This window comes from Magnetospirillum sp., assembly GCA_027532905.1.
Lineage (GTDB): Bacteria > Pseudomonadota > Alphaproteobacteria > CACIAM-22H2 > CACIAM-22H2 > Tagaea.
Window position 1 is genome coordinate 108,565 of the sequence record JAPZUA010000006.1, and the last position, 24,536, is coordinate 133,100.

Annotated in this window: 25 protein-coding genes and 1 tRNA gene; 11 read left to right on the plus strand and 15 right to left on the minus strand. The window is 63.4% G+C overall.

Annotation, left to right across the window (positions count from 1 at the left end; translation table 11 throughout):
* Positions 1–7: 7 nt before the first annotated feature.
* From O9320_19175 to O9320_19185, 3 genes are all read right to left on the minus strand, one after another.
* Entirely contained in the window at positions 8–244 is a 237-nt protein-coding gene (locus tag O9320_19175) for an Lrp/AsnC ligand binding domain-containing protein (protein MCZ8312976.1), read from the minus strand.
* A gap of 36 nt (positions 245–280) precedes the next feature.
* Positions 281–1,888, minus strand: coding sequence for a DEAD/DEAH box helicase (locus O9320_19180; protein ID MCZ8312977.1), 1,608 nt, complete (start codon positions 1,886–1,888; stop codon positions 281–283).
* 173 nt (positions 1,889–2,061) lie between these two features.
* A complete protein-coding gene (locus tag O9320_19185; GenBank protein ID MCZ8312978.1) occupies positions 2,062–3,804 on the minus strand; it encodes a hypothetical protein in 1,743 nt (580 codons plus the stop codon).
* Between the two features lie 92 nt (positions 3,805–3,896).
* Here O9320_19185 and O9320_19190 point away from each other — a divergent pair, with 92 nt between their 5' ends.
* The gene (locus O9320_19190) at positions 3,897–4,439 is read left to right on the plus strand and encodes a hydrolase (protein MCZ8312979.1); all 543 of its coding nucleotides are present in this window, start codon (positions 3,897–3,899) and stop codon (positions 4,437–4,439) included.
* Positions 4,436–5,137: an alpha/beta fold hydrolase gene (locus O9320_19195; GenBank protein MCZ8312980.1), complete on the plus strand. Its 702-nt coding sequence runs from the start codon at positions 4,436–4,438 to the stop codon at positions 5,135–5,137. The genes O9320_19190 and O9320_19195 overlap by 4 nt, the downstream gene beginning before the upstream one ends.
* Before the next feature lie 4 nt (positions 5,138–5,141).
* On the opposite strand, the gene O9320_19200 is transcribed toward O9320_19195, so the two are convergent.
* Both O9320_19200 and O9320_19205 read right to left on the minus strand, forming a co-directional pair.
* Positions 5,142–5,762, minus strand: a complete 621-nt coding sequence (locus O9320_19200; protein ID MCZ8312981.1) for a glutathione S-transferase family protein — start codon at positions 5,760–5,762, stop codon at positions 5,142–5,144.
* Between the two features lie 17 nt (positions 5,763–5,779).
* Positions 5,780–6,619 (minus strand): class II glutamine amidotransferase, encoded by an 840-nt coding sequence (locus O9320_19205; protein MCZ8312982.1) that lies wholly within the window; start codon positions 6,617–6,619, stop codon positions 5,780–5,782.
* A 123-nt stretch (positions 6,620–6,742) separates the two neighbouring features.
* On the opposite strand from O9320_19205, the gene O9320_19210 reads away from it, so the two are divergent.
* Both O9320_19210 and O9320_19215 read left to right on the plus strand, forming a co-directional pair.
* On the plus strand, positions 6,743–7,402 hold the full coding sequence (locus O9320_19210) for a cytochrome P460 family protein (protein MCZ8312983.1): 660 nt from the start codon (positions 6,743–6,745) through the stop codon (positions 7,400–7,402).
* A 19-nt stretch (positions 7,403–7,421) separates the two neighbouring features.
* Entirely contained in the window at positions 7,422–7,940 is a 519-nt protein-coding gene (locus O9320_19215; protein MCZ8312984.1) for a DUF1003 domain-containing protein, read from the plus strand.
* On the opposite strand, the gene parE is transcribed toward O9320_19215, so the two are convergent.
* Positions 7,937–9,913, minus strand: coding sequence for a DNA topoisomerase IV subunit B (gene parE / locus O9320_19220; GenBank protein MCZ8312985.1), 1,977 nt, complete (start codon positions 9,911–9,913; stop codon positions 7,937–7,939). The genes O9320_19215 and parE overlap by 4 nt on opposite strands.
* Before the next feature lie 152 nt (positions 9,914–10,065).
* Between parE and O9320_19225 the strand changes: the two genes are divergently transcribed.
* The 4 genes from O9320_19225 to O9320_19240 all read left to right on the plus strand — a co-directional run bounded on the left by O9320_19225 (position 10,066) and on the right by O9320_19240 (position 13,527).
* Complete coding sequence (locus O9320_19225) at positions 10,066–10,419, plus strand: acyl-CoA thioesterase (protein MCZ8312986.1); 354 nt, start codon at positions 10,066–10,068, stop codon at positions 10,417–10,419.
* Entirely contained in the window at positions 10,416–11,213 is a 798-nt protein-coding gene (locus O9320_19230; GenBank protein MCZ8312987.1) for a hypothetical protein, read from the plus strand. Before O9320_19225 ends, O9320_19230 begins: the two co-directional genes overlap by 4 nt.
* Positions 11,214–11,470: 257 nt before the next feature.
* Positions 11,471–11,980 carry a hypothetical protein gene (locus O9320_19235; GenBank protein ID MCZ8312988.1) on the plus strand — a complete coding sequence of 170 codons (510 nt, stop codon included), beginning with the start codon at positions 11,471–11,473 and terminating at the stop codon, positions 11,978–11,980.
* Positions 11,977–13,527, plus strand: a complete 1,551-nt coding sequence (locus O9320_19240; protein MCZ8312989.1) for an ATP-binding protein — start codon at positions 11,977–11,979, stop codon at positions 13,525–13,527. Before O9320_19235 ends, O9320_19240 begins: the two co-directional genes overlap by 4 nt.
* A gap of 25 nt (positions 13,528–13,552) precedes the next feature.
* On the opposite strand, the gene O9320_19245 is transcribed toward O9320_19240, so the two are convergent.
* Positions 13,553–14,386 (minus strand): phytanoyl-CoA dioxygenase family protein, encoded by an 834-nt coding sequence (locus O9320_19245; GenBank protein MCZ8312990.1) that lies wholly within the window; start codon positions 14,384–14,386, stop codon positions 13,553–13,555.
* A gap of 151 nt (positions 14,387–14,537) precedes the next feature.
* On the opposite strand from O9320_19245, the gene O9320_19250 reads away from it, so the two are divergent.
* Both O9320_19250 and O9320_19255 read left to right on the plus strand, forming a co-directional pair.
* On the plus strand, positions 14,538–15,701 hold the full coding sequence (locus O9320_19250) for a hypothetical protein (protein MCZ8312991.1): 1,164 nt from the start codon (positions 14,538–14,540) through the stop codon (positions 15,699–15,701).
* Entirely contained in the window at positions 15,698–16,225 is a 528-nt protein-coding gene (locus tag O9320_19255; GenBank protein ID MCZ8312992.1) for a MarR family transcriptional regulator, read from the plus strand. Before O9320_19250 ends, O9320_19255 begins: the two co-directional genes overlap by 4 nt.
* A gap of 201 nt (positions 16,226–16,426) precedes the next feature.
* Here O9320_19255 and O9320_19260 read toward each other — a convergent pair whose 3' ends face one another.
* The 8 genes from O9320_19260 to O9320_19295 all read right to left on the minus strand — a co-directional run bounded on the left by O9320_19260 (position 16,427) and on the right by O9320_19295 (position 24,333).
* Positions 16,427–16,930, minus strand: coding sequence for a prolyl-tRNA synthetase associated domain-containing protein (locus O9320_19260; GenBank protein MCZ8312993.1), 504 nt, complete (start codon positions 16,928–16,930; stop codon positions 16,427–16,429).
* Positions 16,931–16,936: 6 nt separating this feature from the next.
* Entirely contained in the window at positions 16,937–18,214 is a 1,278-nt protein-coding gene (locus O9320_19265) for a TRAP transporter large permease (GenBank protein MCZ8312994.1), read from the minus strand.
* On the minus strand, positions 18,211–18,717 hold the full coding sequence (locus O9320_19270; protein MCZ8312995.1) for a TRAP transporter small permease: 507 nt from the start codon (positions 18,715–18,717) through the stop codon (positions 18,211–18,213). The genes O9320_19265 and O9320_19270 overlap by 4 nt, the downstream gene beginning before the upstream one ends.
* A gap of 10 nt (positions 18,718–18,727) precedes the next feature.
* Positions 18,728–19,690, minus strand: a complete 963-nt coding sequence (locus O9320_19275) for a TRAP transporter substrate-binding protein (GenBank protein ID MCZ8312996.1) — start codon at positions 19,688–19,690, stop codon at positions 18,728–18,730.
* A gap of 106 nt (positions 19,691–19,796) precedes the next feature.
* Positions 19,797–21,041 carry a pentapeptide repeat-containing protein gene (locus O9320_19280; protein ID MCZ8312997.1) on the minus strand — a complete coding sequence of 415 codons (1,245 nt, stop codon included), beginning with the start codon at positions 21,039–21,041 and terminating at the stop codon, positions 19,797–19,799.
* A gap of 115 nt (positions 21,042–21,156) precedes the next feature.
* Complete coding sequence (gene glnA / locus O9320_19285) at positions 21,157–22,566, minus strand: type I glutamate--ammonia ligase (GenBank protein MCZ8312998.1); 1,410 nt, start codon at positions 22,564–22,566, stop codon at positions 21,157–21,159.
* 61 nt (positions 22,567–22,627) lie between these two features.
* Positions 22,628–22,966, minus strand: coding sequence for a P-II family nitrogen regulator (locus O9320_19290; protein ID MCZ8312999.1), 339 nt, complete (start codon positions 22,964–22,966; stop codon positions 22,628–22,630).
* 173 nt (positions 22,967–23,139) lie between these two features.
* Positions 23,140–24,333, minus strand: coding sequence for a pyridoxal phosphate-dependent aminotransferase (locus tag O9320_19295; GenBank protein MCZ8313000.1), 1,194 nt, complete (start codon positions 24,331–24,333; stop codon positions 23,140–23,142).
* A 118-nt stretch (positions 24,334–24,451) separates the two neighbouring features.
* Between O9320_19295 and O9320_19300 the strand changes: the two genes are divergently transcribed.
* Positions 24,452–24,527 (plus strand) — tRNA-His (locus O9320_19300).
* Positions 24,528–24,536: the final 9 nt, after the last annotated feature.

Here is a 24,536-nt window from a genome sequence, read left to right on the forward strand (position 1 = left end):
CAGGGTTCTAGCCGAAGGCCTTGAAGGTAATCAGCGTGAACGTGTCTTTGACGCCGGGCAGGCGCTGGATCGTCATCACGAAATGCCCGATATCCGCGTCGTCGGGCAGATAGCATTTGAGATGCAGATCGTACTGGCCGGAGATCGAAAAGACCTCCGAGACCTGCTCGGTTTCCATCGCGGCTTCGGCCACGTCGTAGGCGCGGCCAAGCTCGCATTTCACCATGATGAAAATCGTCTGCATCGCACCCTCGGCGCCGAAGTTTGCGTCCTCGAAACGCTAGCCCGCCGCGCGCTTGCCGCGCAACAGGAACGCAGGCACCTGGTCGTCGTCGAAGCCGCGCCCTTGCGGATCGGCCAACGGCGTCGGGCGCTGTTCGCGCGCGCGCTCGGGGGCAGCCGCCCGCGGGGCATGGCGTTCGCGCTCGCGCTTCGGCGCGGGCGTCGCTACTGCGACCGGTGCCTGTGCGACGATCGGTGCCGCTGCGGCGACTTCGATCGGCGCTGCGACCGGGGCGACGACTTCAAGTGCTGCGTTTTCAAGCGCTGCGGGCGCATCGTTGCCCGGACCCCAGCCGGAACCCGCACTCGATGCTGCGGCAACATCTTCCGTGCCGCTGCTGCGATGGCGCGGCCGGCTCGAACCGGATTTCGCACCGCCGCGCGAACCGCCGCGCGAAGATCCGTGCGAGGACCCGCGTTCGCGTCCGCCGCGCGGTTTGGCGGCGGCGTCGGCGGCTTCTTCTTCGGGCGTGGAAACGGGGGCAACGAAGCCTTCGAGTTCGAGCGGCGGGATCTTCTTGCCGATCAGCTTTTCGATCGCGGAGATGAACTTGGAATCGTCGCGGCTGGCGATCGTGTAGGCCACACCGCTGCGCCCCGCACGGCCCGTGCGGCCGATGCGGTGCACGTAGTCTTCGGCGTTGATCGGCACGTCGAAATTGAACACGTGCGACAGGCCGCCGATATCGAGGCCGCGTGCGGCGACGTCCGAGCAGACGAGGATCTGCACTTCGTCCTTTTTGAAGCCTTCGAGCGTCTCGCTGCGCGTCCCCTGGTCCATGTCGCCGTGCAAAGCGCCGGCGCTGAATCCGTGGCGCTTCAGCGACTTCCACAAAATATCGACATCGCGCTTGCGGTTGCAGAATACGAGCGCGTTTTTGATCTGCGCGGCACGGATGAGGCGGCGCAGCGTTTCGCGCTTCTCGCGCTCGGCCACCGTGACGATGCCTTGCGTGACCGTGTCGGCCGTCGCCGCCGGGGCCGAGACCGAGACTTCCTTGGGGTTCGACAGGAACCGGTCGGCAAGCTTGCGGATTTCGGGCGCCATCGTGGCGGAGAAGAACAGCGTCTGGCGCAGAGGCGGCAGCATCGACACGATGCGCTCGACGTCGGGGATGAAGCCCATGTCGAGCATGCGGTCGGCTTCGTCGATCACCAGAATCTTCACGTCGTGCAGCAGGATGCGGCCGCGGTCGAACAGATCCATGAGGCGACCCGGGGTCGCGATCAGCACGTCCACGCCGCGGTCGAGCGCTTTCTCCTGCTCGTCCATCGACACGCCGCCGATCAGCAGCGCCTTGGTGAGCTTCAGATACTTGCCGTACTTGTCGAAATTCTCGGCGACTTGGGCGGCGAGTTCGCGCGTCGGCTCGAGGATCAGCGAGCGCGGCATGCGCGCTTTGGCGCGGCCCTGGCTCAACGCATCGATCATCGGCAGGGTGAAGCCGGCGGTCTTGCCCGTTCCGGTCTGCGCGCAGCCGAGCACGTCGCGGCCCATCTGAACGTAGGGAATGGCTTTTTCCTGGATCGGCGTCGGCGTGGTGTAGCCGGCATCCGCGATGGCCTGGAGCACAGGCTCCGACAGGCCCAAATCGGCAAAATTCATCTTCAGTGTCTTCTTTCGGTTGGCGCCGCTTTTGTCTTCGGCAGCGCGTCGTGTGCATTTGTGCCCACGACCGGTCCCCCGAAGGGGGAACCACGGACATATGCCGCGAGGGTGATTTTGCGACCGCAAAGGGCCTCGACGACGCTGGGAAACTAGGCTTTTCCAGCGAAAAGTCAAGGTTTCTTGGGCAACGCCAGCTGCCACATGCCGTGGAACGCGTCGCCCAGCGCCCTGCCGAAGGCGGGGGCATCGCCGAGCTTGCTGGCCGCGAGCCGGTCGCGCAGGCTGGATCGCAAGGCTGCCAGGGCAGCGACGTCGGACGCTGCCGCGACCGCGCGCGCGACATAGCCCGGCATGTCGTCGGCGACCCAATCGCCAAGCCCGGCCGCACCCAAGATCGAATCGCCGAAGCGCCCCAGCGGGATGCGGTCGCGCTTCGAGACGACCGGCACGCCCAGCCACAGCGCCTCGAAGGTCGTGGCGCCCGCATTGTGCGGGAACGGGTCGAGGGCGATGTCGATGCGGCCGTAGGCGTCCCAGACGGCGCTTTGCGGCGTGGTGTAGCCGATCTCGAGCTGGTCTGGTCGTGCGCCGAGGCCGCACAGGCGGCCGGCGAAATCGTTGCGCATGGCTTCGTCGACGAACGGCAGAGAGTCCAGCTTGAGGCGGCTTTGCGGCAGGGCGGCGAGGATTTGGCCCCAGGCTGCGAGCGTGCGGTCGTTCAAGCGGATCGTGCGCGAAAAGCAGCCGAACGTGACGGCGCCGTTTTGGGTGGCGGGCAGGGGTGTCACATCCGGCAAGCCTTCGGGCGGGGCGTAGCAATAGGCCGAGGCCAAGCGCCACACGCGCTCGACGAAATGCCGCTCGCCGCCGGGCGGAACGAGCCGCGCATCGCCCAAGAACCAGTCGATCGCGGCAATGCCCGTGGTGGTGCCGTAGGCAAGCCATGTCGCCTGCACGGGGGCCGGTTTGCGCGCGAACAGCCCAAGCCGATTGCCCGCCGTGTGGCCGGACGCATCGACCAGAATGTCGATGCCGTCGGCCGCAATCCGTGCTGCCGCTTCGTCGTCGCCAACGCCGTCGAGACTCGCGAATTTGGCGGCGAGTGCGCGGTAGCGCTCGGTCACCGCATCGCTTTTGCCGGTGGCCGAATAGAGGAACAGCTCGATGCGCGCAGGTTCGAGATGCGCCAAAGCCGGCAGCAGGAAATGCTGCATCGAATGGCGGCGCAGATCGCACGACACGAAGCCCACGCGCAAGCGCGCCTTGGGCGCAAGTGCTGCCGGTGCCGGCGCCACGCGCGGTGCTTCCGCATGGCGCGTACCCCAGCCGCGATAGGCGGCGGCGAGCTGTTCGGCCGACACGTCGGGATCGTAGTTCAGCGCGAACAGCCAGCCATGCTCGGCCCCGGCTTTCGCGTAGAGATCGAGCGCTTCGCGAAAGCGCGTCTGGTCGGCGCGCAGATTGGCGAGATTGTTGAGGGCGCGCGCCTCGTTCGGCTGCAAGGCGAGGGCGGCGAGAAAGCCCGCCTCGGCTTGCGCGAGGCGCCCGGCATGCTGCAGCACATTGGCGCGCGCAAGCACGGCATCGAACCAGTCGGCGCGCATGGCAAGGGCGCGGTCGAACGCCGCGATCGCGTCGTCGAGATCGCCCAGCATGTGGCTTGCCGTGCCATGGCCCAGTGCGGCGTCGGCATCGTCGGGCGCGAGCTTTTCGGCTTTGGCGAACCAGTCGCGCGCTTCGGCGTTGCGGTAGAGATTGAGGCACGCTGCCCCGCAATTGCGCGCGGCCATCGCCGATTGCGGTCGGGCGCCGGCCACGCGCGCGAACAGCGCAAGCGCTTCTTCCATGCGCCCGCCGCGCGCGTGGGCAAGCGCTTGCGTTTCAAGCTCAGCGATGGCGGCAGGACTTTCCATGGAATCGGCCCTTCGACGTTAAGGGCGAAGCGGGCGGAAGTCGAGCAAGGGGTTGGCAAAAGCGGCGTGCGCCTTGTAGGGTCGCTGCCATCATGTTGCTCGACGCTTCGCGTTCCCTACTGCTCGTCGTCGATATCCAAGAGCGGCTGTTGCCGGCGATGGAAGAGGCCCCGCGCGTCGTCGCGGCAGCTGCAAAATTGATGAAGGTGGCCGCCCGGCTCGGTGTGCCGGTGCTCGTGTCCGAGCAATATCCCAAAGGGATCGGCGCCACGGTGCCCGCGCTTGGAGCTCTCGCGCCGACCGGCAGCGTATTCGCGAAGATGACTTTCTCCTGCGCCGATACGCAAGCGATCGCCGATGCGGTCGCGGCAAGCGGTCGCACGCAACTCGTGCTGTGCGGCATCGAGGCGCATGTCTGCGTGCTGCAAACCGCACTTGGATTTGCGGCACGCGGGCTCGGCGTTGCCGTTGCTTGGGATGCCACAGCCTCGCGCCGCGAAAGCGACCGCGCGCTGGCGGCCGACCGGCTGCGTCAGGCGGGTGTCGTACTTGTCAGCACCGAGATGGTTCTGTTCGAATGGCTGGGGCGGGCAGGCACGCCCGAATTCAAAGACATGTTGGCGCTGATCAAATGACCCGCATTCCGCTTGTTCTTCTCCCCGGCCTGCTCTGCGATGCGGCCCTGTGGCGCAGCCAGCTCGAGGATCTGCGCGACATCGCCGACATGCAGGTCGCCGACCTCACGCAAGCCGATACGGTGGCCGGCATGGCCGCGTACGTGCTGGGGCGCGCACCGGCGCGCTTTGCGCTCGCAGGCCTGTCGATGGGCGGCTATCTCGCGTTTGAGCTGCTGCGCCAAGCGCCGACGCGCATCGCGCGCATGGCGCTGCTCGACACCTCGGCGCGCGCCGACACGGCCGAGCAGCAGCGCCGCCGCCAGCTTTTCGTGACGCACGCCAAGCGCGGCAAGTTCAAGGGTGTGACGCCGCAGCTGATCCACAATTGGGTCAGCCCCAAATCGACCGCGCGCGATCCGAGCTTGATCGACACGGTCGAAGCGATGACGAACCGCGTGGGTGCGGACGCCTTCTGCCGCCAGCAGAACGCGATCATGGGCAGGCCCGACAGCCGCGGCCTGTTGGCGCAGATCGCGTGCCCCACACTTGTGCTGTGCGGGCGCGAGGACCAGGCAACGCCGCTCGCCCTGAGCCAGGAAATGGCGGCCGACATTCCGGGCTCGCAATTGCGCGTGCTCGAGGATTGCGGGCATTTGGCCACGCTCGAGAAACCGGCAGAAACCAACGACGCTTTGCGCCGCTGGCTGCTCGCTTAAGCGATCAGACGAGCGGCTGCATCACGATTTTGACGAAGGCTTTGCGCTGCTGCAGTCGCGCGTACCAGGCCTGCAGGTTCGGTGTCGGTGCGCGGTCGGGCACGAGCGTCACGTAGCGCCACATCCATTGGCCGACCGCGATGTCCGCGATCGTGAACGCGTCGCCGGCGAGATAGTTGCGGCCCGCCAACGCGTCGTCGAGGATCTTGACCTTGGCGCGGATGTCGGCGGCGGTCGCCGCGATCAGTTTGGCGTCGCGCTGTTCGGGCGGCGTGCGCACGAGCTGGCGCAGCATGATCGCCATCAAAGGCGCCATCACGGTCGCCTGCCAATCCATCCAGCGGTCGCCGTCGGCCCGCACGCGAAGATCGGAAGCGAACAGCGTGCCGTTGGCGTGTTTGGCCGCGAGATAGCGCAAGATCGCGTTCGACTCCCACAGCACGAAGCCGTCTTCGTCGATCGCCGGGATGAGGCCGTTGGGATTGAGCTTGAGGTACGCGTCGCTGTCTTTGGCGGTCCCCGGTGCCACCGAATGGGCGCTTGTGTAGGGCAGGTCCATCTCTTCGCACAGCCAAAGTACTTTTTGCACATTGGACGAGCTGTTGCGGCCGTAGATCGTGAGCATGGAAACGAACCTCTCCTTCAGGCGGCAATGCGTGCGCGCAGCGGGCGCAGTGTTTTGATTTCGACGCGGCCGTTTTCGGCGATCAGCAACGAGTTTTCTTCGACCGCCGTCCAATGGCCCTTCTCGGTGTCGAGCGGTTCGGACAGCACCAGGAGCGAGTCCGAGCCGCCGTCGAAATCCGAACATTCGCCGCCGGCCGCCGCGCGCACGCCCTTGCCGCAGCCGTAGTACAAGGTCGGCGACTGGCCGTCGGTCGAATAGCGTGCGGCATAGATGCGCCTGCCGTCGGTGAAGGCGGCGGTGAAGCGGAACGGTTCGTCGACCTTGGCGGCGGCGAGCGTGTCGACGATCTTGCCGAGCGCTTGCGCCACCGCATGTTCGGGGTCGCGCTCGAGCCCGTAGGTCAGCATCAGCAGGAAGATCGTTTCGCTGTCGGTGGTGCCGCGGCGCATGCGGTAATGGTCGGGGGCGATCGCGAAATCGAGATCGCGCGCCACGCGGTCGAAACCGCCGATCTGGCCGTTGTGCATGAACATCCAGCGCCCGTGCTGGAACGGATGGCAATTGGCGCGGCTGATCGACGTGCCCGTCGAGGCGCGCACATGGGCGAAAAAATGGCCGGTGCGGATTTGCTCGGCGATCGAGCGCAGATTTTCGTCATTCCAGGCGGGGCGGATGTCGCGGAACAGGCCGGGTTCCTGGCGGTCGCCGTACCAGCCCACGCCGAACCCGTCGCCGTTGGTCGCCACATGGCCCTTGCGGGCATGGAGCGACTGGTTGATCAGCGAATTTTCCGGCTTGAACAGGAAATCTTCGAGATAGAGCGGACGGCCGGTATAGGCCAACCAACGGCACATGGACGCTTCTCCGGTGGGCGCAGCTTGTTTCGCGTATAATGGCCCATCACAACGATTCTGTCGCGGCTCGAATTCCTGCATGCCGCCCGAAACCTTCTCGCCAGCACCGTCGAACCCTGGGCCATGAAACATCGCGGCATCGTATTCGGACTTCTCCTGGCAGCGAGCCTTGCGGCTGCGTGCACGTCTGGCGGCGGCGGGCCGGGTGCGGTCGTCGAGGCCTGCACGGTCGAGCGCTTGCGCCTGCAGCCGGCGGCTTCAGACACGCTCGGCGGCCTCGGCACGCCGCCCGAGCATCTGACGGCGGCCGAAGTCACGGCGACGGCCGCGTGTTTGGCGCCGGCCCTCGCTGCGGTGCTGGCCTCGGCGCAGGATTCGGCCTTGCGCGGTGCCGCCGATTGGTCGGCGATGTCGCAGGCCTATCGCGGCTCCGAGCACGGCATGTTCCTGCAGGTCTACACGAACCCGGCAGCTTCCGGCTCATACCTCAAATACGAGTTGGGCGTGCCGATCCCGGTCGGCGGTGTGGTGCTCAAACGCAGCTTCCGCGTTGCCGCCGACGGCAAAGCGTCGCCCTTCGCGCTGTTCGTGATGGAGCGCATGGCGCCGGGCTTCTCGCCCGACACGAACGATTGGCGTTTTGCGTTGATCGGCCCCGACGGAAGCACGGTGGGGGTGACCAACGGCCCCGACGACGCCAAGGTGCGCTATTGTGCGGCCTGCCACGCGACGGCGCGGCGCCAGGATTTCCTGCTGTTCGTGCCGCCCGGTCTGCGCCTTTAGGCGCCCAGGAGCAGCATCCATGAACGCGATCCCGAAGCTCGATCCAGCCGATCTGACGCTGCTGCACGAATTGCGCGGCCATCGCCGCCGCCATCGTGCGGCAGCATCCAAACCCGCCGCGATCGCCGCCGCGCAAACCCCGCCGCCGACAGCGAGCTTGGGTGCTGCGGCCGCCGACTGGATCACCGCGCGCGTCGGCTCGTGGCGTTTCATTCTGTGGCAGAGCGGCCTGCTGGTGCTGTGGCTGTCGGCGAACATCTTCGCCTGGGTGCAGGCGTGGGACCCGTACCCGTTCATCCTGCTCAATCTCGTGCTGTCGTTCCAGGCGGCCTACACGGCCCCGATCATCATGATGAGCCAGAACCGCATGGGCGACATCGACCGCGCACGCGCGCAAGACGACTACAACATCAACCTCAAAGCCGAGCTCGAGATCGAGACTCTGCACCAGAAAATCGACCTGCTGCGCGAAACCGAAATCGCGCGCCTCGTCGCGTTGCTCGAGAAGCTCGAAGCGCGGCTCGACGCCAAAACCTAGATATCGAGCTCGCCCACGGCCGTGGCGTGTTCTTGGATGAAGGCCAGGCGCAGCTCGGGCTTGCGGCCCATCAGGCTTTCGACGAGGTTTTGCGTTTCCTCGAACGCCTCGCGATGGTCGCGGTCGGGGACCACCACGCGCAGCAGCGTGCGCTTCCTGGGGTCCATCGTGGTTTCCTTCAATTGGGCCGGCGGCATTTCGCCGAGACCTTTGAAGCGGCTCACCTCGACCTTGCGGTTCTTGAACTTGGTCTTCATGAGCTCGTCTTTGTGCGCGTCGTCGCGCGCATAGACGACGTCGCCGCCCGCTGCGATGCGGTAGAGTGGGGGCAGCGCCAAGAACAGATGCCCGCTTTCGATGAGCTTGGGCATCTCGCGATAGAAGAACGTGATCAACAGCGACGCGATATGCGCGCCGTCCACGTCGGCGTCGGTCATGATGATCACGCGCTCGTAGCGCAGCTTGGCTTCGTCGAAACTTTCGCCCGTGCCGCAGCCGAGCGCTTGCACGAGATCGGCCAGCTCCTGGTTGCCGCGCAATTTGTCGGCCGAGGCCGAGGCCACGTTCAGGATCTTGCCGCGCAACGGCAGGATCGCCTGGCGCTCGCGCGAGCGCGCCTGTTTGGCCGAGCCGCCGGCAGAGTCGCCTTCGACCAGAAAGATCTCGGTGTCTTCCGACGACGAGGACGAACAATCGGCAAGCTTGCCCGGCAGGCGCAGGCGGCGCGTGGCGGTCTTGCGGTCCATTTCCTTCTGCGCACGCCGGCGCGCACGCTCGTCGGCGCGTTCGACCGCGCGCTCGAGCAATTGTTTGGCCGCCGCAGGGTCCGCCGCCAGCCAATGGTCGAACTGGTCTTTGAGCGCCCCGTCGACGAGCTTCTGCGCCTCAGGCATGCCGAGCCGGTCTTTGGTCTGGCCCTGGAATTGCGGCTCGCGGATGAACAGCGACAGGAACACGACGGCGCCGTCGCACACGTCTTCGCCCGCGATTTGCGCTGCCTTCTTGTTGCCGGTCATGTCGCCGTAGCCGCGAAGGGCCCGCGTCAAGGCCGCACGCAAGCCCAGCTCGTGGCTGCCGCCTTGCGGCGTGGGCACCGTATTCACATACGAATGCACTTCCGCGTCTTCGTCGCCGGGCCAGGCGACGGCCCATTCCAGACGCCCGCCCTGGTTGTCGAGCTTAACGTCGCCGACAAAGGGCTTGGGCGTGTAGCAGGGCCGTTTGCCGAGCGCTTCGGCGAGCGAGTCCGAAAGCCCGCCCGGAAAATGCAGGCTCTGCTCGGGCGGAATGCCCCATTCGGGCTTCAAGAGATCGGCAGCACACTTCCAGCGGATCTCGACGCCCTTGAACAGGAACGCCTTGGCGCGCGCCATCTTGTAGATGGTCTGCGGCTTGAAATGCATGTTCTTGCCGAAGATCTGCGGATCGGGATGGAACATCACCGAAGTGCCGCGGCGATTCTGCGTCGGCCCCACTTTCTTGAGCGGCCCGAGCGGCACGCCGCGCGAATAGCTCTGCGCGTAGATCGTCTTGTCGCGCGCGACCTCGACCTCGAACACGTCCGACAATGCGTTCACGACCGACACGCCCACGCCATGCAGACCGCCCGACGTCGCATAGGCCTTGTTCGAGAACTTGCCGCCCGAATGCAGTGTGGTCAGAATCACCTCGAGCGCGGACTTTTTGGGGAAGCGCGGATGTGGATCGACCGGAATGCCGCGCCCATTGTCGCGGATCGTGACGGCGTCGTCGGCCGCGATTTCGATCTCGATCCAGTCGGCATGGCCCGCCACCGCCTCGTCCATCGAATTGTCGAGCACTTCGGCGATCAGATGGTGGAGCGCGCGTTCGTCGGTGCCGCCGATATACATGCCGGGCCGCCGGCGCACGGGCTCGAGCCCTTCGAGCACCTCGATGTCTTTGGCGGTGTAGGAATCGGCATTTTTGCCGGAATTCGAGAACAGGTCGGCCATGGGGTCAAAAACGCTATGGTTGGGGTGAAAGGCTCTTCCAGCGCCGGAGACTAAGCGCCATGGTCGATTCGATGCAAACCCCCGATTCGCGCCCCTCTGAACCCAAACCCGCCCCCATACCGGAAGGCGAGCCCGTCTTGCGCGCGATCGCCATGCCCGCCGACACGAACCCGAACGGCGACATTTTCGGCGGCTGGCTGCTGGCGCAAATGGATTTGGCCGGCGGCAGCCTCGCAAGCCAGCGCTCGCGCGGCCGTGTGGCCACCGTCGCGATCAACGCGATGACGTTCCATCTGCCCGTCCATGTCGGCGACGAGGTGAGCTGCTATTGCCGCATCGAGCGCGTGGGCCGCACTTCGATCACCATCGCGGTCGAAACATGGACACGCGCGCGCGAGGCGAGCCAGCGCGTCAAGGTTACGCAGGGCGTGTTCACCTATGTGGCGATCGGCCTCGACCGCCGCCCGCGCCCGGTGGACGACGAAACCGAAGGAGCGCCCGTATGAGTGCGGCCGAAAAACCCACGCAAGCCGATTGGGGCTTCCTCGACGAGCACGGCGTTGCCGCGAAAGACGATGCCAGCCCAGAAGCCATCGTCGCTGCGCGCGAAGCGGCGGCAGCGGCATGGAATGCCAAAACCCCGCGCGAAGGAGCAGCCCAAGCCACGGCCGCCTTGGCGATCAGCGGCTATTGCCCGTCGGCCCTCACGTTGCTGTCGCTGTTCTTGTCGCGCGATTTGCCCACCCGCGAAGCCTTTCTGCGCTTGGCCCTCAAAACGCACGCCATCGCCCAAGCCGCCGACGACAGCGACGCGCAGCGCTTGGCCGGGCTCGAAGCGCGCCAGCATCTTGCAAGCGTGCTGTCGGTCAAGGGCGAACGCGACACGGCGTTTGCGCAATGGCGCGACGTACTGGACGCCGACCAGTCCGATCCCAGCGAATGCCGCCACGATTTCATCGACGCCCTGCTTGATGGCGGCCACACGACGGAAGCTAGCGCCATCGCCGACCGTTTCCCCGACGATGCAAGTGCGAGGCTCGCCTATGCGCGCGCCTTGATCGCGTTCCGCGTCGGCGGGGCAGGGGCCGAATCCGATGCCGCGCGTGCCGTGGCCGTGAAAGCCAACGGCTTCGTGCCCGCCTATCTCGTCGGCGACCGCAAACCGCCAAAGGCCGCCCCGACGAGCATCGATCCCGCCAGCCGCGACGAAGCGATCGTGATTGCGGTGAACACCGCGCGCGCCTGGACCACCACGCCGGGGGCACTCGCGTGGATCAAGGCGGCGAAGCGCGGCGGGTAGGGGTAGGGCGCCGCGAGAAGATTTGCGCGGACAAATAGGCTATTTCGGCCAACACTGAATTGATGTGGGTCCACGAAAGCTGCTGCTGTGCGGAAGTCATTTAAGGAAAACACTATCCAGGCATCTGCAATGGGCTTCGTTCGAGCCCCCCATTTTTCCGCCAAACTAGCTCCGCGTGAGAAAACGATATCTCGCTTGCAATTATGGCATGCACGACAATAAACTGAATCTAACATCGATTATTCAGGAATAAATTTATGTCAAATCGCCTGACGCCGCCGAACATTTTGCTGGCATCGAAAAATGTAAACTCGATGATCAAAAACCTTGAACACGTATTGACCCAGCCAGAACTAGACAAAATCCATAAGAGTTTAGATGTTCATGTAACTGGTCTTTTTGAGTTAGGCATTGAACATTACAAATTTGCAAAGAACTTACCTTCAACTCAGTGGCGACAAAAAATATCTAGATGCTACTATGCAGTATATCATGTTCGAAGGGCCACGATGTTGAAAATCAATGGCCATTTTTCTCAGGATGTGAGCGATCACGGGACTGCGGGGGACATTCCGAACGAACTAAGCAATCGCGAGGCACACATCAATTTTTTGCGCAGCCTAAGAGAAGATCGAAACTTAGCGGACTACACTCACGGTGCGTCCGAGTCGAACCTTGTTAATCCAGTATCATCGGCTTTCCAGGCGGCTGAAAAATTCATCGCAGACTGTCAAACGCTTCTGACCTCCCGCGGAGTTATTCTATGACTGTGTTATCTCCTAGTGAAATGGATCCAACAACATCAAGCGCACTTACAGAGGTACTAGCAGCGTATTCAAAAGAATATGGTGGCATACAACCTGACTATAAAGTCCTCAACCGTCCTGATGGCCCATTTCTTGTGTTTGAGTTTGCATTGCCAGGTGAGCGACATTTCAGGATTCATAATGCTGCGATTGATCGTCTATCGGAGCAGAACATTTTTCGATACCGATCATCAGTCGGCCGTCGAAAGATAGCGCCTGCCAATCGCCTTCAAATGCCGGAAACGCGTATGTTAACAAAGGAGATATCAGAGAGTTTGACTATTGATCAGCATAGCTTCGGCGATGAATTCTTCAATCGATATACTGCGTCAGTAACCGACTTTGAGCAGGTCGTAACTGCTCGATCCAATTATCTTTTGTATGGCCGCCGAGGCGCTGGAAAGTCCAGTCTCTTGGCCTATGCGATGCATGTTGCCAAGAGAAATGGTGATCCATTTAGCTGGGTTGCAATGCAAGCATTCGCGCGAGGTCGTGATATTGGAGTTGTCGCAGAGGTTTGCGCGGAGATACTGAATGGAATTAGCGATAAGCGAAATTTTGGAGAAGAGATCGCAAGCATTGCAAAATCACTTGATGATCTTGCCGAGCGATCGGAGCGAGATGACATCTCGCGAAGTCTTGATCGGGAGATGCTAAAGATAAGAAGAGTTATTTCGAGAATTGCGACCCAAGAAAAGCCATTTACGATCTTCCTTGATGATCTTCATGTAGTTGCCCAGGAGCTTCAGCCGCATGTCTTAGGCTATATCTATAAGTTTTCTAGAGGTAACAATTGTTACATTAAGGCATCTGGAATTGATCAGTTTTCGCGAGCTTGGGATAATGAATTGCAAACCGGATTGCAAGTTCCCGGAGATGCAGTTCAGTTGCATCTCGATAGAAATTTGACCCAACCTCAAAAGTCAAAAGAGCATATCGTTGGTATTCTGGATTCACACGCCCAGTTTTGTGGGCTGCCAGATATCAGTTATCTCTCTGGAGATGACGTGCTTTCTCGACTTGTCCTCGTCGCTGCGGGTGTGCCCCGTGACGCAATGAGTCTGTTTTCCAAGGCAATCTCAAAAGCATCTGCAAAAAGTCAAAGACGAGTTTCTCTCACAAGTGTGAACATTGCTGCTTCCGACATGGCAGAGGAGAAGCTCAAAGAAATCGACGTAGATAGCGGAGGGACGACACTCGAGTTGAGGGGGATGCTTGAGGAAGTGATTGAATTTTGTGTTAAGCGCAATCGAAAGAATGCGTTTCTTATGCGAAGTGACTATGGAAACTTGAGGTTTAACCTCGTTCAAAAATTAGTTGCTTTACGGGTAGTGCATATTCTGAACGAAGGAGTTACGCCAGGTAGGGCGGGTGAAAGATTTATCGCACTGATGCTTGACTACGGCTTTTATTTCGGACTGCGAGCTGCGCGTAGTGTTGAGTTGATCCCTGCAAAACCTGTCGAGCTTTCTGCAAAAGAGTTGAGGTTTCTGCCCAGATTTGAATGAGCGGAGTTTTTAAGGCGCGTCGGCCTCAAGCCCCCTTCGCTAGGCCCGGCGGACGGTAGGAGCGTTCGCGGAAACCGGCCGAGTTGTTTGTCGTGAACGTCACGCCGGCCGCTTTGATCGCCCCGTCGTCGACCTTGTCGAGTTTCGTGTAGCCCGGATGGTGGTGGGCCATGAACGGGTTGTTGCTCGCGGCGTTGTAGCAGAACAGCACCGTCCAGCGGCGGTCCGGGCTGCGGTTTTGGTCGCTGCGATGCATGACGTTGCAGTGGAAGAAGAGCGCATCGCCCGGCTCGAGTTCGACATAGACAAGCTCGTAGCGCTTCAGCATCTGCTCGATGCGCTCGGCGTTTGCCCCCACCTGTTCGCCCGGCAGCACGCCGTGCTCGATGCGGCCGGCCTTGTGCGAGCCGCGCAGCACTTGCAGGCAGCCGTTCGCTTTGGTCGCTTTGTCGAGTGCGACCATCACGCTGCCCATGTCCGGCGTGAGGCAGCCATTATGGTACCAATAGCCGTAATCCTGGTGCCATTCCCACGCCCCGCCCTCGTAGGGGTCTTTGGCCGTGAGTTTGGAATGGTAGTGGTAAACCTCGCCGCCGAGCATTTCTTCGACTGTGTCCACCACGCGGCGGCTGCGCGCGGCAAGCCCGTACACGCTGTCGCCGGGATGGTTCCACAGCGCCATCTTCGTGGCTTTGCCGTCGGCGTCTTTGCGGTCGTAGAAATTCGCGGCGAGGGCCGGATCCTTTTCGATCGCCTCGCGCAGGATCGCGGCTTCCTCGGCATCGAATAGGCCGCGCACGATCACATAGCCGTCGCGTTCGTAGTCGCGTTTTTGCGCGTCGGTGAAGATCGATGCCATGGCGCGGTTCCCCCTTGTGATGCGGCGTTGTGCCGCTTTCCAGCATCGTGGCCTCGGCGGCGCCGCGACGCAAGGGCGCGCGATTGCCGCTTGACAATAGTTCAACGTCAAACGATATTGTTCATCGTTGAACCAACAAGGAGAAGCAGCCATGTTGACGCGTCGCAAATTCTTCGCCGGTGCCGGCGGCCTCATCGTGCTCGAAACTTTGGGCGGTCTCAGCGTGCTGCGTGCGGCATCCGCACAGGCGGCCGATCCGACGGCACCCTGGCGTGCGGCACCTGCGGCCACGCACGCCGATTGGCGCGTGCGCGCCTTCGGCTGGGCGGTTCTTGCGCCGAACCCGCACAACCGCCAGCCTTGGGAAGTCGTGCTCGCGGACGACGGCAGCGCCATTCTGCGCTGCGCGCCGGATCGCCTCCTTCCGGTGACCGACCCCAAAAGCCGGCAGATCACGATCGGGCTCGGCTGTTTTGCCGAGCTGTTCGTGCTTGCGGCGGCCGAAATGGGCGTGGGCGTGGATGTGCTGCCGTTCCCGGCGGGCCAAACGGGCGCCCCCACGGGCGGGCCGGTCGCGCGTTTCGCGCGGCGCACGGGTGCAGCCGCGCGCGATCCGCTGTTTGCGCATGTGCTTGCCCGGCGCAGCGAGAAGCGGCCTTTCGATGCCGATCGCCCCGTGCCCGAGGCCTCTTTTGCGGCGATCGCCAAAGCCTCGGGGGCCGGCTTCTTCGGCACGTCCGAGCCCGCCCGCGTGGCCACGCTGCGCGACATTTCGTGGCGCGCCTGGGTCGTCGAGCTCGAGACGCAAGCCGCCCACATGGAGAGCGTCAATCTGATGCGGTTGGGGATGGCGGAAGTCGCCGCCAATCCCGACGGCATCAGCATCTACGGCCCGAATCTCGAGCCGCTCGTGCAGAACGGCGTGCTGTCGCGTCCGGCCTTCGCCACGCCCGGCTCGCAGGCGCACCAGGTAATGATCGACCGCTACCGAACGGCCCTCACCACGGCGACAACCGGCTTCGTTTGGACGACCAGCGACGGCGACACGCCGGGCGACGCTTTTGCCGCCGGGCGCCAATGGATGCGCTTGGCGCTGGCGGCCGTCGGCGAAGGCACCGTTCTGCACCCCGTTAGCCAAGTGCTGCAGGAATATCCCGAGATGAACGCGACCTATGGCGAGATCCATCGGGTGTTGGGCGTGGCCCGCCCGCGGCGCATCCAGATGCTGGCGCGCATCGGCTATTTGCCGGCAGGTGCGAATGCGTCGCCGCCGACACCCCGTTGGCCGGTCGAATCGCGTATAATGAGAGCGTGAGAAAACAAACAAAACGCTCCGAAAAACCGGCCGGCCCCAGCGCGTTCCCCCGCCCCGAGGCGCCACGCGAAGACCCACCGCTGTTCGCGCTGCTGAACGAGATCGGCATCATCGAACAGCTGATGCGCAACCGCTTTGAGGCGGCGCGCCCGGCCGGTTTGCGTTTGGCGCATTTCATCCTGCTCAACCATCTCGCGCGCACCGGCGACGGCAAAAACCCCGTGTCGATCGCGCGCGCCTTGCAGCTGGCTAAGGGGGCGATCACCAACACGCTGCACCGGCTCGAGGAGCGCGGTCTTGTCTCGGTGCTGCCCGATCCGGCGGACGCGCGCGGCAAGCGCGTGTGGCTCACGCAAGAAGGGCGCGATGCGCGCGACGCGGTGGTGGTCGAGATCGGCAAAAGCTTCGCCGACGTGGCGCAAGCCATGCCGCCCGCGCGCTGCCAGGCGGTGCTGCCCGATCTGCAGCATCTGCGACGCCATCTCGACCGCTTCCGCAAGCCGGGCGGACCGCAAGAGACTTGAAAAGTTATTAGGAATATGTATTTATAGACGCAGTGCCATTTGCGGCATGCGCTGTTTGAAAAGTGAAGATCGCAACGGCCCGATCGGGCTATGTCGCCGATTTCGGCGACTTTGGAGATTGTGGCTATATTCTTTTTTATCAATAGCTTAAATAGACGACGGTCGCCTATTGTAACCCCTTGTCGCCAGAGGCCGCGTGGCTCAATTCGCCAGATCGACGAGGGTCGGTACCTGGTGATGCGCAGTCAGGAATTTGATCAGATCGGCGGGGGCGATGCTGGTCGTCGCGTCGTTGGCGAGCGGATGGCAGTTGAGGCGCTTCTCGCCCATCATCCACTTATCGAGCACCACGCGCACGCGGCGCGCGGTGTCGTTGAGGGGTGCAAACGGCGTCACCGCACCGGGGATCACGCCGAGCGTTTCCATGAGCAGCGTGGGATTGCCGAAGGACAGGCGCTTCGAGCCCATCTTGGCGGGCAGGGCTTTCAAATCGATCTGCCGCTCGAACGGGGCCGAGACGAGCCACAGTTGGTCTTTGGCGTCTTTGAGGAACAGGTTTTTGACGTTCACGCCCGGCGGCAGCGATCCGTGCGCGAGGGTCAGCGCCTCGGCGACTGTGAAGGCCGGGGCGTGGCGCACAGTCGTCGTCGCAATGCCCATCGCGTCGAGCAAAGCCAGCAGCGTTTCCGGCGTGTGATGCGGCATCCGGCCCTAGTTGTAGACGAGGTCTCGCAGCGTGAGCGAGATCGCCGGCACATAGGTGATCAGCATCAGGCACACGAAGATCACCGAAATGAAGACCAGCAGATACGGGATCATGCGATGGATGCCGACCTTGGCGACTTGGGCGGCCGCGAAAAGATTCACGCCGAAGGGCGGCGTGATCATGCCGAGCGCGAGGTTCACGACCATGATCGTGCCGAAATGCACGGGGTCGATGCCGAATTGCTGGGCGGGGGCCGCAAGGATCGGGGCCAGCACGATGATCGAGGCCGAGGTTTCGACGAACATGCCGACCACGAACAAGAAGAGGTTCACGCCGAGCAGATAGAGATTGCCGGTGTCGAACGCGTCGACGAGCCAGGCGGCGATCGCGTCGGGCACGCCCTGGCGATTGAGGAGCCAGCTGAACAGGCCCGCCACCGCGATGATGAACATGATCGAGGCCGACGACAGCACCGACTTCGCGAACACGCCGTAGAGTTGGGCGGGCTTGATCTCCTTGTAGACGAACAGGCCCACGACCAGCGCGTAGACCACGGCCACGACCGAGGCCTCCGTCGGCGTGAAGATGCCGCCATAGATGCCGCCCAAGATCACGACCGGCATCATCAGCGCCCACAGGGCCTGGCGCGTGGCGGGCCAGAATTTGAGGCGGCCTTCGCCGTCGTGTTTGCCCCAGCCTTTGATGCGGCACCACACGAGCACGGTCGCCATCAATGCCGCGCCAATCAGCAGGCCGGGACCGAAGCCCGCGATGAACAGTTCCGGGATCGAGGTTTGCGTGGCGACGCCGTAGAGAATCATCGGGATCGACGGCGGGATGATCACGCCGAGTTCGGCGGCCGTGGCCTGCAAGGCGGCCGCGAACGGCACCGGGTAGCCGTGTTTGACGAGGGCCGGGATCATGATCGCGCCGATCGCGAAGGTGGTGGCGACCGACGAGCCCGAGATCGCGGCGAAGATCATGCAGGTGAGGATGCAGGTGCAGGCAAGCCCGCCTTGCACGCCGCCGACGATCGATTTGGCGAACTCGACGAGGCGGCGCGAGATCCCGCCCACATCCATGAGATTGCCCGCGAGGATGAAAAACGGAATCGCCGCGAGCGGGAAGGAGTCGAGCCGCACATACATTTGCTGGGCGGCCACGAGCAGCGGAAAGCGCGTGTGGAATTCGAGGCCCACAAGGGCCGAAATGCCGATCGCCACGGCGATGGGCACCGATGCCGCGAACAGCACGCACATTGCGATCATCATCGCGGAGGTCAAACGGCGTTCTCCAGCTCTTCGTTGCGGCGGGCGGGATCGAAATAATGGGCGAGCACGCCCACGACGCTGAAGGCCGAGCCGATCGGAATCGCGGCGTAGCCCCAGGCGATCGAAATGTCGAGGCCGGCGAGATTCTGGCGCGCCACGCGCTCGGCCATCGCCCAGCCGTACCAGATCAAAACGCCGAGCAGCACGAGCGAGGCTGCGAGCGCCACTGTCTCGAGCGTGCGGCGCACCGCCCCTCGCGTAAGGCGGTGGGCAAGGTCGATCGACACGAGCGCACCGTGCCGGAAGCAGCCCGCGAGCCCGAGGAACGTCATCCAGATCAGCGAAACGCGCACGAGCGCTTCGGACCACGTCGCAGGCTCGTGCAGCACGAAACGGCTGAACACCTGCCAGAAGCCTGCCGAAGTCGCCACGACAAGGGCTGCCACGGCAAGCGCCATGGCAGCCCCGGTCGTGTAGCGGTCGAGTGCCAGAAGCCCGTTTGAGATCGGCTTCAAGCTTCCGGCCTTAGTTCGCGCGCCAGTTGCGGATGCGCTCGATGTTCGCAGCGCCGAACTCGCGGCCCCAGCCTTCCATGGCCGGCTGCAAGGCGGCCTGGAAGCCCGACATGTCGACACCCGTCGACACGGTCATGCCGCGGCGGCGCAGTTCGTCCACGCCCGATTCCTCGTCGGCCGAAACGCGCGCACGGTTCGCGGCCTGGGCCGCCTTCGCCGCTTCGCGGAACACGGCTTTGTCCGCGTCGTTGAGGCGGTTCCACACGGCGGGCGAAACGATCAGCACGGCCGGCGAATAGACGTGGCGCGTGAGCGAGAGGAACTTCTGCACCTGGTTGAGGTTGTTGGCCACGATCACGGGGATCGGGTTTTCCTGGCCGTCGACCGTGCCCTGCTGCAGGGCGGGAACCAGTTCCGAGAAGGCCATGGGTGTGGGCAGCGAGCCCAGCGTGCGGAAGGCCTGCATATGGACCTGGTTTTCCATCGTGCGGATCTTCATGCCCTTGATGTCGTCGGGCTTCGAAACTTCGCGCCGGCTGTTGGTGAGATTGCGGAAGCCGTTTTCGAGCCACGCAAGGCCGACCAGATTGGCGGCCGGGAAGCGGCCCAGCACGTCCTGGCCGACCTGGCTGTCGAGCACGCCGCGCGCATGCGCGTAGTCGCGGAACAGGAAGGGGATGTCGAAGATTTTCGACTCGGGCACGAAATTGCCGACCGGGCCCGTTGAAGTCACGGTCACGTCGCCGGTGCCGATCTGCAGCGCTTCGATGTTCTCGCGCTCATTGTCCGAGCGCTGGATGTTGAAGCGGATGCGGTTGTTGGTGCGCTTTTCGATCTCTTCCTTGAAGGCGACCGCACCCGCACCGTAGTGCGAATTCACGGGCAGCGGATGCGTGATCGTGAATTGCTGCGCGGCAACGGGGAAGGCCAAAGCGCTCAGAGCGGCAATGGCCGTAAGGCGTGCAAGAAACATGGGGGGCTCTCCCTTGAGGATCTGTCGGGCCCTCGCGACGGTCTGTCGCTGGCGCCCTTGTTCAGAAAGCCACACTAGATCGGGAAGCCTTCGAACCTCAAGGGCCTCAATTGAGCTTGCGAATGCCGGTAAGGTCCATGCCTTCGGTCGTCGCGTCGACGAAGCTCGCGCGCGTGATGTCGGCCCCGCGCAGCACGGCCCCGGTCAGGTTCGCCTTGTCGAACTTGGCGTGGCTCAGGATCGCGTTGCTGAGATTGGCCGGAAATTTGCGGCCCGAGGAATTGCCGGCCGCATCTTTGAGATCGACCGGCGTGAGGCGGGCTTGCGTAAGGTCGGCGCGCCGCAGCACGGCCCCGGTCAGCACGGCTCCGGCGAGGTCGGCAAGCGTGAGGTTGGCGTCGGTGAGGTTCGCCTGTACGAGGCTCGTGAGGCGCATGAGGGCGCGCGAAAGATCGCTGCGCGCAAGATTGGCGCGGTTCAGCGAGGCGGCGCTGAGATCGAGGCCGCGCAGATCCATGCCGCTCAGATCGCGGTCGTCGAGCACGGCGCGCTGGCCTTGCGCGCCGCTCGTCGTGATCCAGGTTTTGTGCTGCGCCAGCACCGTGCGCACGTCGATCTGCGGGGCGGGCGGCACCAGCGGCGGCTCGAAATTGGCCCCCTCGAGATTGGCGGTCTTGAGATCGAGCCCGTCGAGGACCACGCCGCGCATGCGGGCACCCCGGAGATCGCAGCCGTTGAGCACGGCACCTTGCAACTTGGCGCCGTCGAGGATCGCGTCTTTGAGTTTGGCTCCCTCGAGATTGGCGCCCGTAAGGTCGGCGTTGGACAGAACGGAAGCGCCCATCTCGGCGTCGGCGAGTTTGGCGCCGCGCATCGAAGCGCCCGTAAGATCCGCCTTTTCGAGATTGGCGCCCTTGAGTTCGACATTGTCGAGATTGGCGTCGCGGAAACTCGCCGAACGCTCGGCGTTTCCTTTGCTCGAGCCGTCGGACCATTGCACGGTCTGGCCCGGTCGGAAATCCGCACCGCGCAGATCGGCGTCGCGCAGCAGAGCGCCGTCGAAGCGGCCGCCGCGCGCATCGACCCGGCGCATGTTGCTGCCGCTCAAGTCGGAGAAGCTGAAATCGGCCGCGAACAGATCGGCCATCGACAGGTCGCAATCCTGCATGACTGCGCCGATCAGGTTCGCCCCCGACAGCACGGCTGCCGAAAGGTTGCGCCCGCGTCCGTCGACGGCGCCGAACTCGTGGTTGCGCTCGTCCATGCGCTTGCCGCCGGGCTTGCCCATCAGGTAGGCGAGGTGCGCCGTCATCGCGGCTTCGAAATCCAATTGCTGGGCGGATTTGCTCATTGTCTAAACAGACTACAATTAGCGCATCTGCCCGACCAGTAAATTTTGCGGACTGCTAGAAATGCAAAACGGCCCTGGATCGCTCCAGGGCCGTTCGCGACGACGTTAGGGTAAATCAGACCGAGTAGTACATTTCAAACTCGATCGGGTGCGGCGTGTGTTCGAAGGCGTAGACTTCTTCCATCTTGAGCTCGATGTAGCTGTCGATGAAGTCGTCCGTGAACACGCCGCCGGCTTTCAGGAAGGCGCGGCCCTTGTCGAGATTCTGCAGTGCTTCGCGAAGCGAACCGCAGACCGTCGGCACCTTCTTGAGTTCGTTGGGCGGCAGGTCGTACAGGTTCTTGTCCATGGCTTCGCCGGGATGGATCTTGTTCTTGATCCCGTCGAGGCCCGCCATCAGCATCGCGGCGAAGCCGAGATAGGGGTTGGCGGTCGGGTCGGGGAAGCGGACTTCGACGCGCTTGGCCTTCGGGCCGATGCCGAACGGAATGCGGCACGAAGCCGAGCGGTTGCGCGCCGAGTAGGCGAGCAGCACGGGCGCTTCGAAGCCCGGGATCAGGCGCTTGTACGAGTTCGTCGACGCGTTCGTGAACGCGTTGATCGCCTTGGCGTGCTTGATGATGCCGCCGATGTAGAACAGCGCCGTTTCCGAAAGATCGGCGTAGCCGTTGCCGGCGAAGAGCGGCTTGCCCTTCTTCCAGATCGACTGGTGCACGTGCATGCCCGAACCGTTGTCGCCCTTGATGGGCTTCGGCATGAAGGTGGCCGTCTTGCCGTACTGCTGGGCCACGTTGTGGACGACGTACTTGTAGATCTGGCAGCCGTCGGCGGCCTTCACCATCGTCGTGAACTTGGCGCCGAGCTCGTGCTGCGAGGGCGCCACTTCATGGTGGTGCTTCTCGATGTCGAGGCCCATGTCCTTCATGATCGTGAGCATCTCGGCGCGCAGATCCGCACCCTGGTCGACCGGCGGAACCGGGAAATAGCCGCCCTTGATGCGCGGACGATGCGCAAGGTTGCCGTCCGGATAGACCTTGTCGGTCACGTACGGACCTTCTTCGGAGTCGATTTCGACCGAGGTCTTGTTCATCGACACTTTGAAGCGCACGTCGTCGAACACGAAGAATTCGATTTCGGGGCCGAAATACGCCGTGTCGCCGATGCCGGTTTCCTTGACGTAGGCTTCGGCCTTCTTGGCGATGCCGCGCGGATCGCGGTTGTAGGGCTGGCCCGTGCCCGGCTCGTAGATGTCGCACATGATCGTCATCGACGGCTGGGCCGCGAACGGATCCATCACGGCCGAGGTCGGGTCGAGCATCAGCGTCATGTCGGATTCGTTGATGGCCTTCCAGCCCGCGATCGACGAACCGTCGAACATGAGGCCTTCGGTGAAGGTCTCTTCGGTGATCGTCTCGACCGCATGGGCGAGGTGCTGCATCTTGCCGCGCGGATCGGTGAAGCGCAGATCGACGTACTTGCAGCCGTTTTCCTTGATCTTCTTGAGGACGGTCTTGGGATCCGACATAGGCTTTTTCCTGTGGTTGGCCGGCACGACTGGCCGGCAGGTTGAATGGAGAATGGGTTCTCTAGACCGCCTCGGCGCCGCGCTCGCCGGTGCGAATGCGGATGGCCTCTTCGATCGCCGAAACGAAGATCTTGCCGTCGCCGATGCGGCCGGTCTGGGCCGCGCGCTGGATCGCCTCGATGGCGCGCTCGAGGAGCGCGTCTTCGATCACGACCTCGAGCTTCACCTTGGGCAGAAAATCGACCACGTATTCGGCCCCGCGATAAAGCTCGGTATGGCCCTTCTGGCGGCCGAATCCCTTGGCCTCGACGACCGTGATGCCCTTGATGCCGATTTCGTTCAGCGCATCCTTCACCTCGTCGAGCTTGAAGGGCTTGATGATCGCTTCGATCTTTTTCATGGCTCGATTTCGCAAAAAGGGCGCCAGGCGCAGGCTGCTTCGACGCGGATTAAAGCACGCCCCATGCCAGACAAACCACGCACCGGCGTGCCGCATCGGGCCAAGGCTCGTACCCGGTTTTGTGGCCCACAACAACCGATTTCTGACGCATTATTGTGCATTGTGCGCAAAAATCAGGCGGATTTGGCGGCCGGATGGGCTGCGAGCGTGGTCCGGATGCGCTGCATGGCCAGGCGGATATTCTCGACCGAATTGGCGTAGGAGAACCGCAGATAGCCGTCGCCATATTGCCCGAAGGCCGTGCCGGAGAGGACGGCAACGCCCGCCTGTTCGAGCAGCAAGGTTTCGAGCGCGCGGCTCGAATAGCCGGTCCCCTCGATGTTCGGGAATGCGTAGAACGCCCCGCCCGGCTCGACGCAGCGGAAACCCGGAATCGTGTTGAGCTCGTCCACGATCACGCGGCGGCGTTCGGCGAAGGCGGCCACCATGGTTGCAACCGCATCCTGCGGCCCGTCGAGGGCGGCAAGGCCGGCAAACTGGGCCGAGGCGTTCACGCAAGAATGGCTGTTGATGGCCAGCCGCTCGGCGTGCGCAATCATCGATTTGGGCCACACCGAGTAGCCCAGACGCCAGCCGGTCATCGCATAGGTCTTGGACCAGCCGTCGAGCAGGATCAGCCGGTCGGCAAGCTCGGGATAGTTCAGAAGCGACACGTGTTCGCGACCGTCGTAGGTCATCTGGCCGTAGATTTCGTCCGACATGATCGCGACTTTGGGGAAACGCGCGAGGCCCGCGACAAGCTTGTCGACCTGGTCCTTGGGCGTGACTCCGCCGGTCGGGTTGGCGGGCGAATTGAGGATCACAAGGCGCGTGCGTTCAGTAAGGCGCGAGAGAATGTCGTCGGCTTCGAAGGCAAAGCCGTTCTTTTCGAGCAAGGGCAGCGGAACGGGCGTGGCGCCCGAGAACTTGATCACGCTTTCGTAGATCGGAAAGCCGGGGTTCGGATAGATGATCTCGGCCCCCGGTTCGCCCAGCATCATGATCGCAAAGAACATCGTGACCTTGCCGCCGGGCACGATCAGCACCTGCTCGGGCGAGACGGTGGCACCCAAGCGCCGATGCAGATCGCGCGTGACCGCTTCGCGCAGCGGCAGGATGCCGTTGGCGGGCGTGTAGCCGTGATGGCCGTCGCGCAGCGCCTTGATGCCGGCCTCGACGATGTGTTCGGGCGTGCGGAAATCGGGCTGGCCGATGCTCAAGGAAACGATCGATTTGCCCTTGGCTTCGAGCGCTTTGGCGCGCGCCAGCACCTCGAACGCAGTCTCGGTGCCAAGGCGGCCCATGCGTTCGGCCAGAATCGGATCCATCGACGCTTCTCCCGTGTTTTTTTCGAGGCGGCAGGACCTAGCATGCCTGCACTGCCGGAGGCAAACGCCGCGCGCTTGCAGGGCGGCGGCAAGGCGTGTAAATACCCGGCCTGCTGTGGCGGCCGTAGCTCAGTTGGTAGAGCACCTGGTTGTGGTCCTGGTTGTCGCGGGTTCGAGCCCCGTCGGTCGCCCCAGCCTCCTTT

Excerpts from the sequence above, each read along its gene's own strand:
- O9320_19175 (MCZ8312976.1), bottom strand. The coding sequence starts at position 244 with ATGCAGACGATTTTCATCATGGTGAAATGCGAGCTTGGCCGCGCCTAC.
- O9320_19180 (MCZ8312977.1), bottom strand. The coding sequence starts at position 1,888 with ATGAATTTTGCCGATTTGGGCCTGTCGGAGCCTGTGCTCCAGGCCATC.
- O9320_19215 (MCZ8312984.1), top strand. The coding sequence starts at position 7,422 with ATGAACGCGATCCCGAAGCTCGATCCAGCCGATCTGACGCTGCTGCAC.
- O9320_19250 (MCZ8312991.1), top strand. The coding sequence starts at position 14,538 with ATGTTGACGCGTCGCAAATTCTTCGCCGGTGCCGGCGGCCTCATCGTG.
- O9320_19280 (MCZ8312997.1), bottom strand. The coding sequence starts at position 21,041 with ATGAGCAAATCCGCCCAGCAATTGGATTTCGAAGCCGCGATGACGGCG.
- O9320_19235 (MCZ8312988.1), top strand. The coding sequence starts at position 11,471 with ATGTCAAATCGCCTGACGCCGCCGAACATTTTGCTGGCATCGAAAAAT.
- O9320_19200 (MCZ8312981.1), bottom strand. The coding sequence starts at position 5,762 with ATGCTCACGATCTACGGCCGCAACAGCTCGTCCAATGTGCAAAAAGTA.
- parE (MCZ8312985.1), bottom strand. The coding sequence starts at position 9,913 with ATGGCCGACCTGTTCTCGAATTCCGGCAAAAATGCCGATTCCTACACC.
- O9320_19205 (MCZ8312982.1), bottom strand. The coding sequence starts at position 6,619 with ATGTGCCGTTGGTTGGCCTATACCGGCCGTCCGCTCTATCTCGAAGAT.
- O9320_19190 (MCZ8312979.1), top strand. The coding sequence starts at position 3,897 with ATGTTGCTCGACGCTTCGCGTTCCCTACTGCTCGTCGTCGATATCCAA.
- O9320_19185 (MCZ8312978.1), bottom strand. The coding sequence starts at position 3,804 with ATGGAAAGTCCTGCCGCCATCGCTGAGCTTGAAACGCAAGCGCTTGCC.
- glnA (MCZ8312998.1), bottom strand. The coding sequence starts at position 22,566 with ATGTCGGATCCCAAGACCGTCCTCAAGAAGATCAAGGAAAACGGCTGC.
- O9320_19290 (MCZ8312999.1), bottom strand. The coding sequence starts at position 22,966 with ATGAAAAAGATCGAAGCGATCATCAAGCCCTTCAAGCTCGACGAGGTG.
- O9320_19260 (MCZ8312993.1), bottom strand. The coding sequence starts at position 16,930 with ATGCCGCATCACACGCCGGAAACGCTGCTGGCTTTGCTCGACGCGATG.
- O9320_19275 (MCZ8312996.1), bottom strand. The coding sequence starts at position 19,690 with ATGTTTCTTGCACGCCTTACGGCCATTGCCGCTCTGAGCGCTTTGGCC.
- O9320_19195 (MCZ8312980.1), top strand. The coding sequence starts at position 4,436 with ATGACCCGCATTCCGCTTGTTCTTCTCCCCGGCCTGCTCTGCGATGCG.
- O9320_19295 (MCZ8313000.1), bottom strand. The coding sequence starts at position 24,333 with ATGGATCCGATTCTGGCCGAACGCATGGGCCGCCTTGGCACCGAGACT.
- O9320_19225 (MCZ8312986.1), top strand. The coding sequence starts at position 10,066 with ATGCCCGCCGACACGAACCCGAACGGCGACATTTTCGGCGGCTGGCTG.
- O9320_19230 (MCZ8312987.1), top strand. The coding sequence starts at position 10,416 with ATGAGTGCGGCCGAAAAACCCACGCAAGCCGATTGGGGCTTCCTCGAC.
- O9320_19210 (MCZ8312983.1), top strand. The coding sequence starts at position 6,743 with ATGAAACATCGCGGCATCGTATTCGGACTTCTCCTGGCAGCGAGCCTT.
- O9320_19245 (MCZ8312990.1), bottom strand. The coding sequence starts at position 14,386 with ATGGCATCGATCTTCACCGACGCGCAAAAACGCGACTACGAACGCGAC.
- O9320_19240 (MCZ8312989.1), top strand. The coding sequence starts at position 11,977 with ATGACTGTGTTATCTCCTAGTGAAATGGATCCAACAACATCAAGCGCA.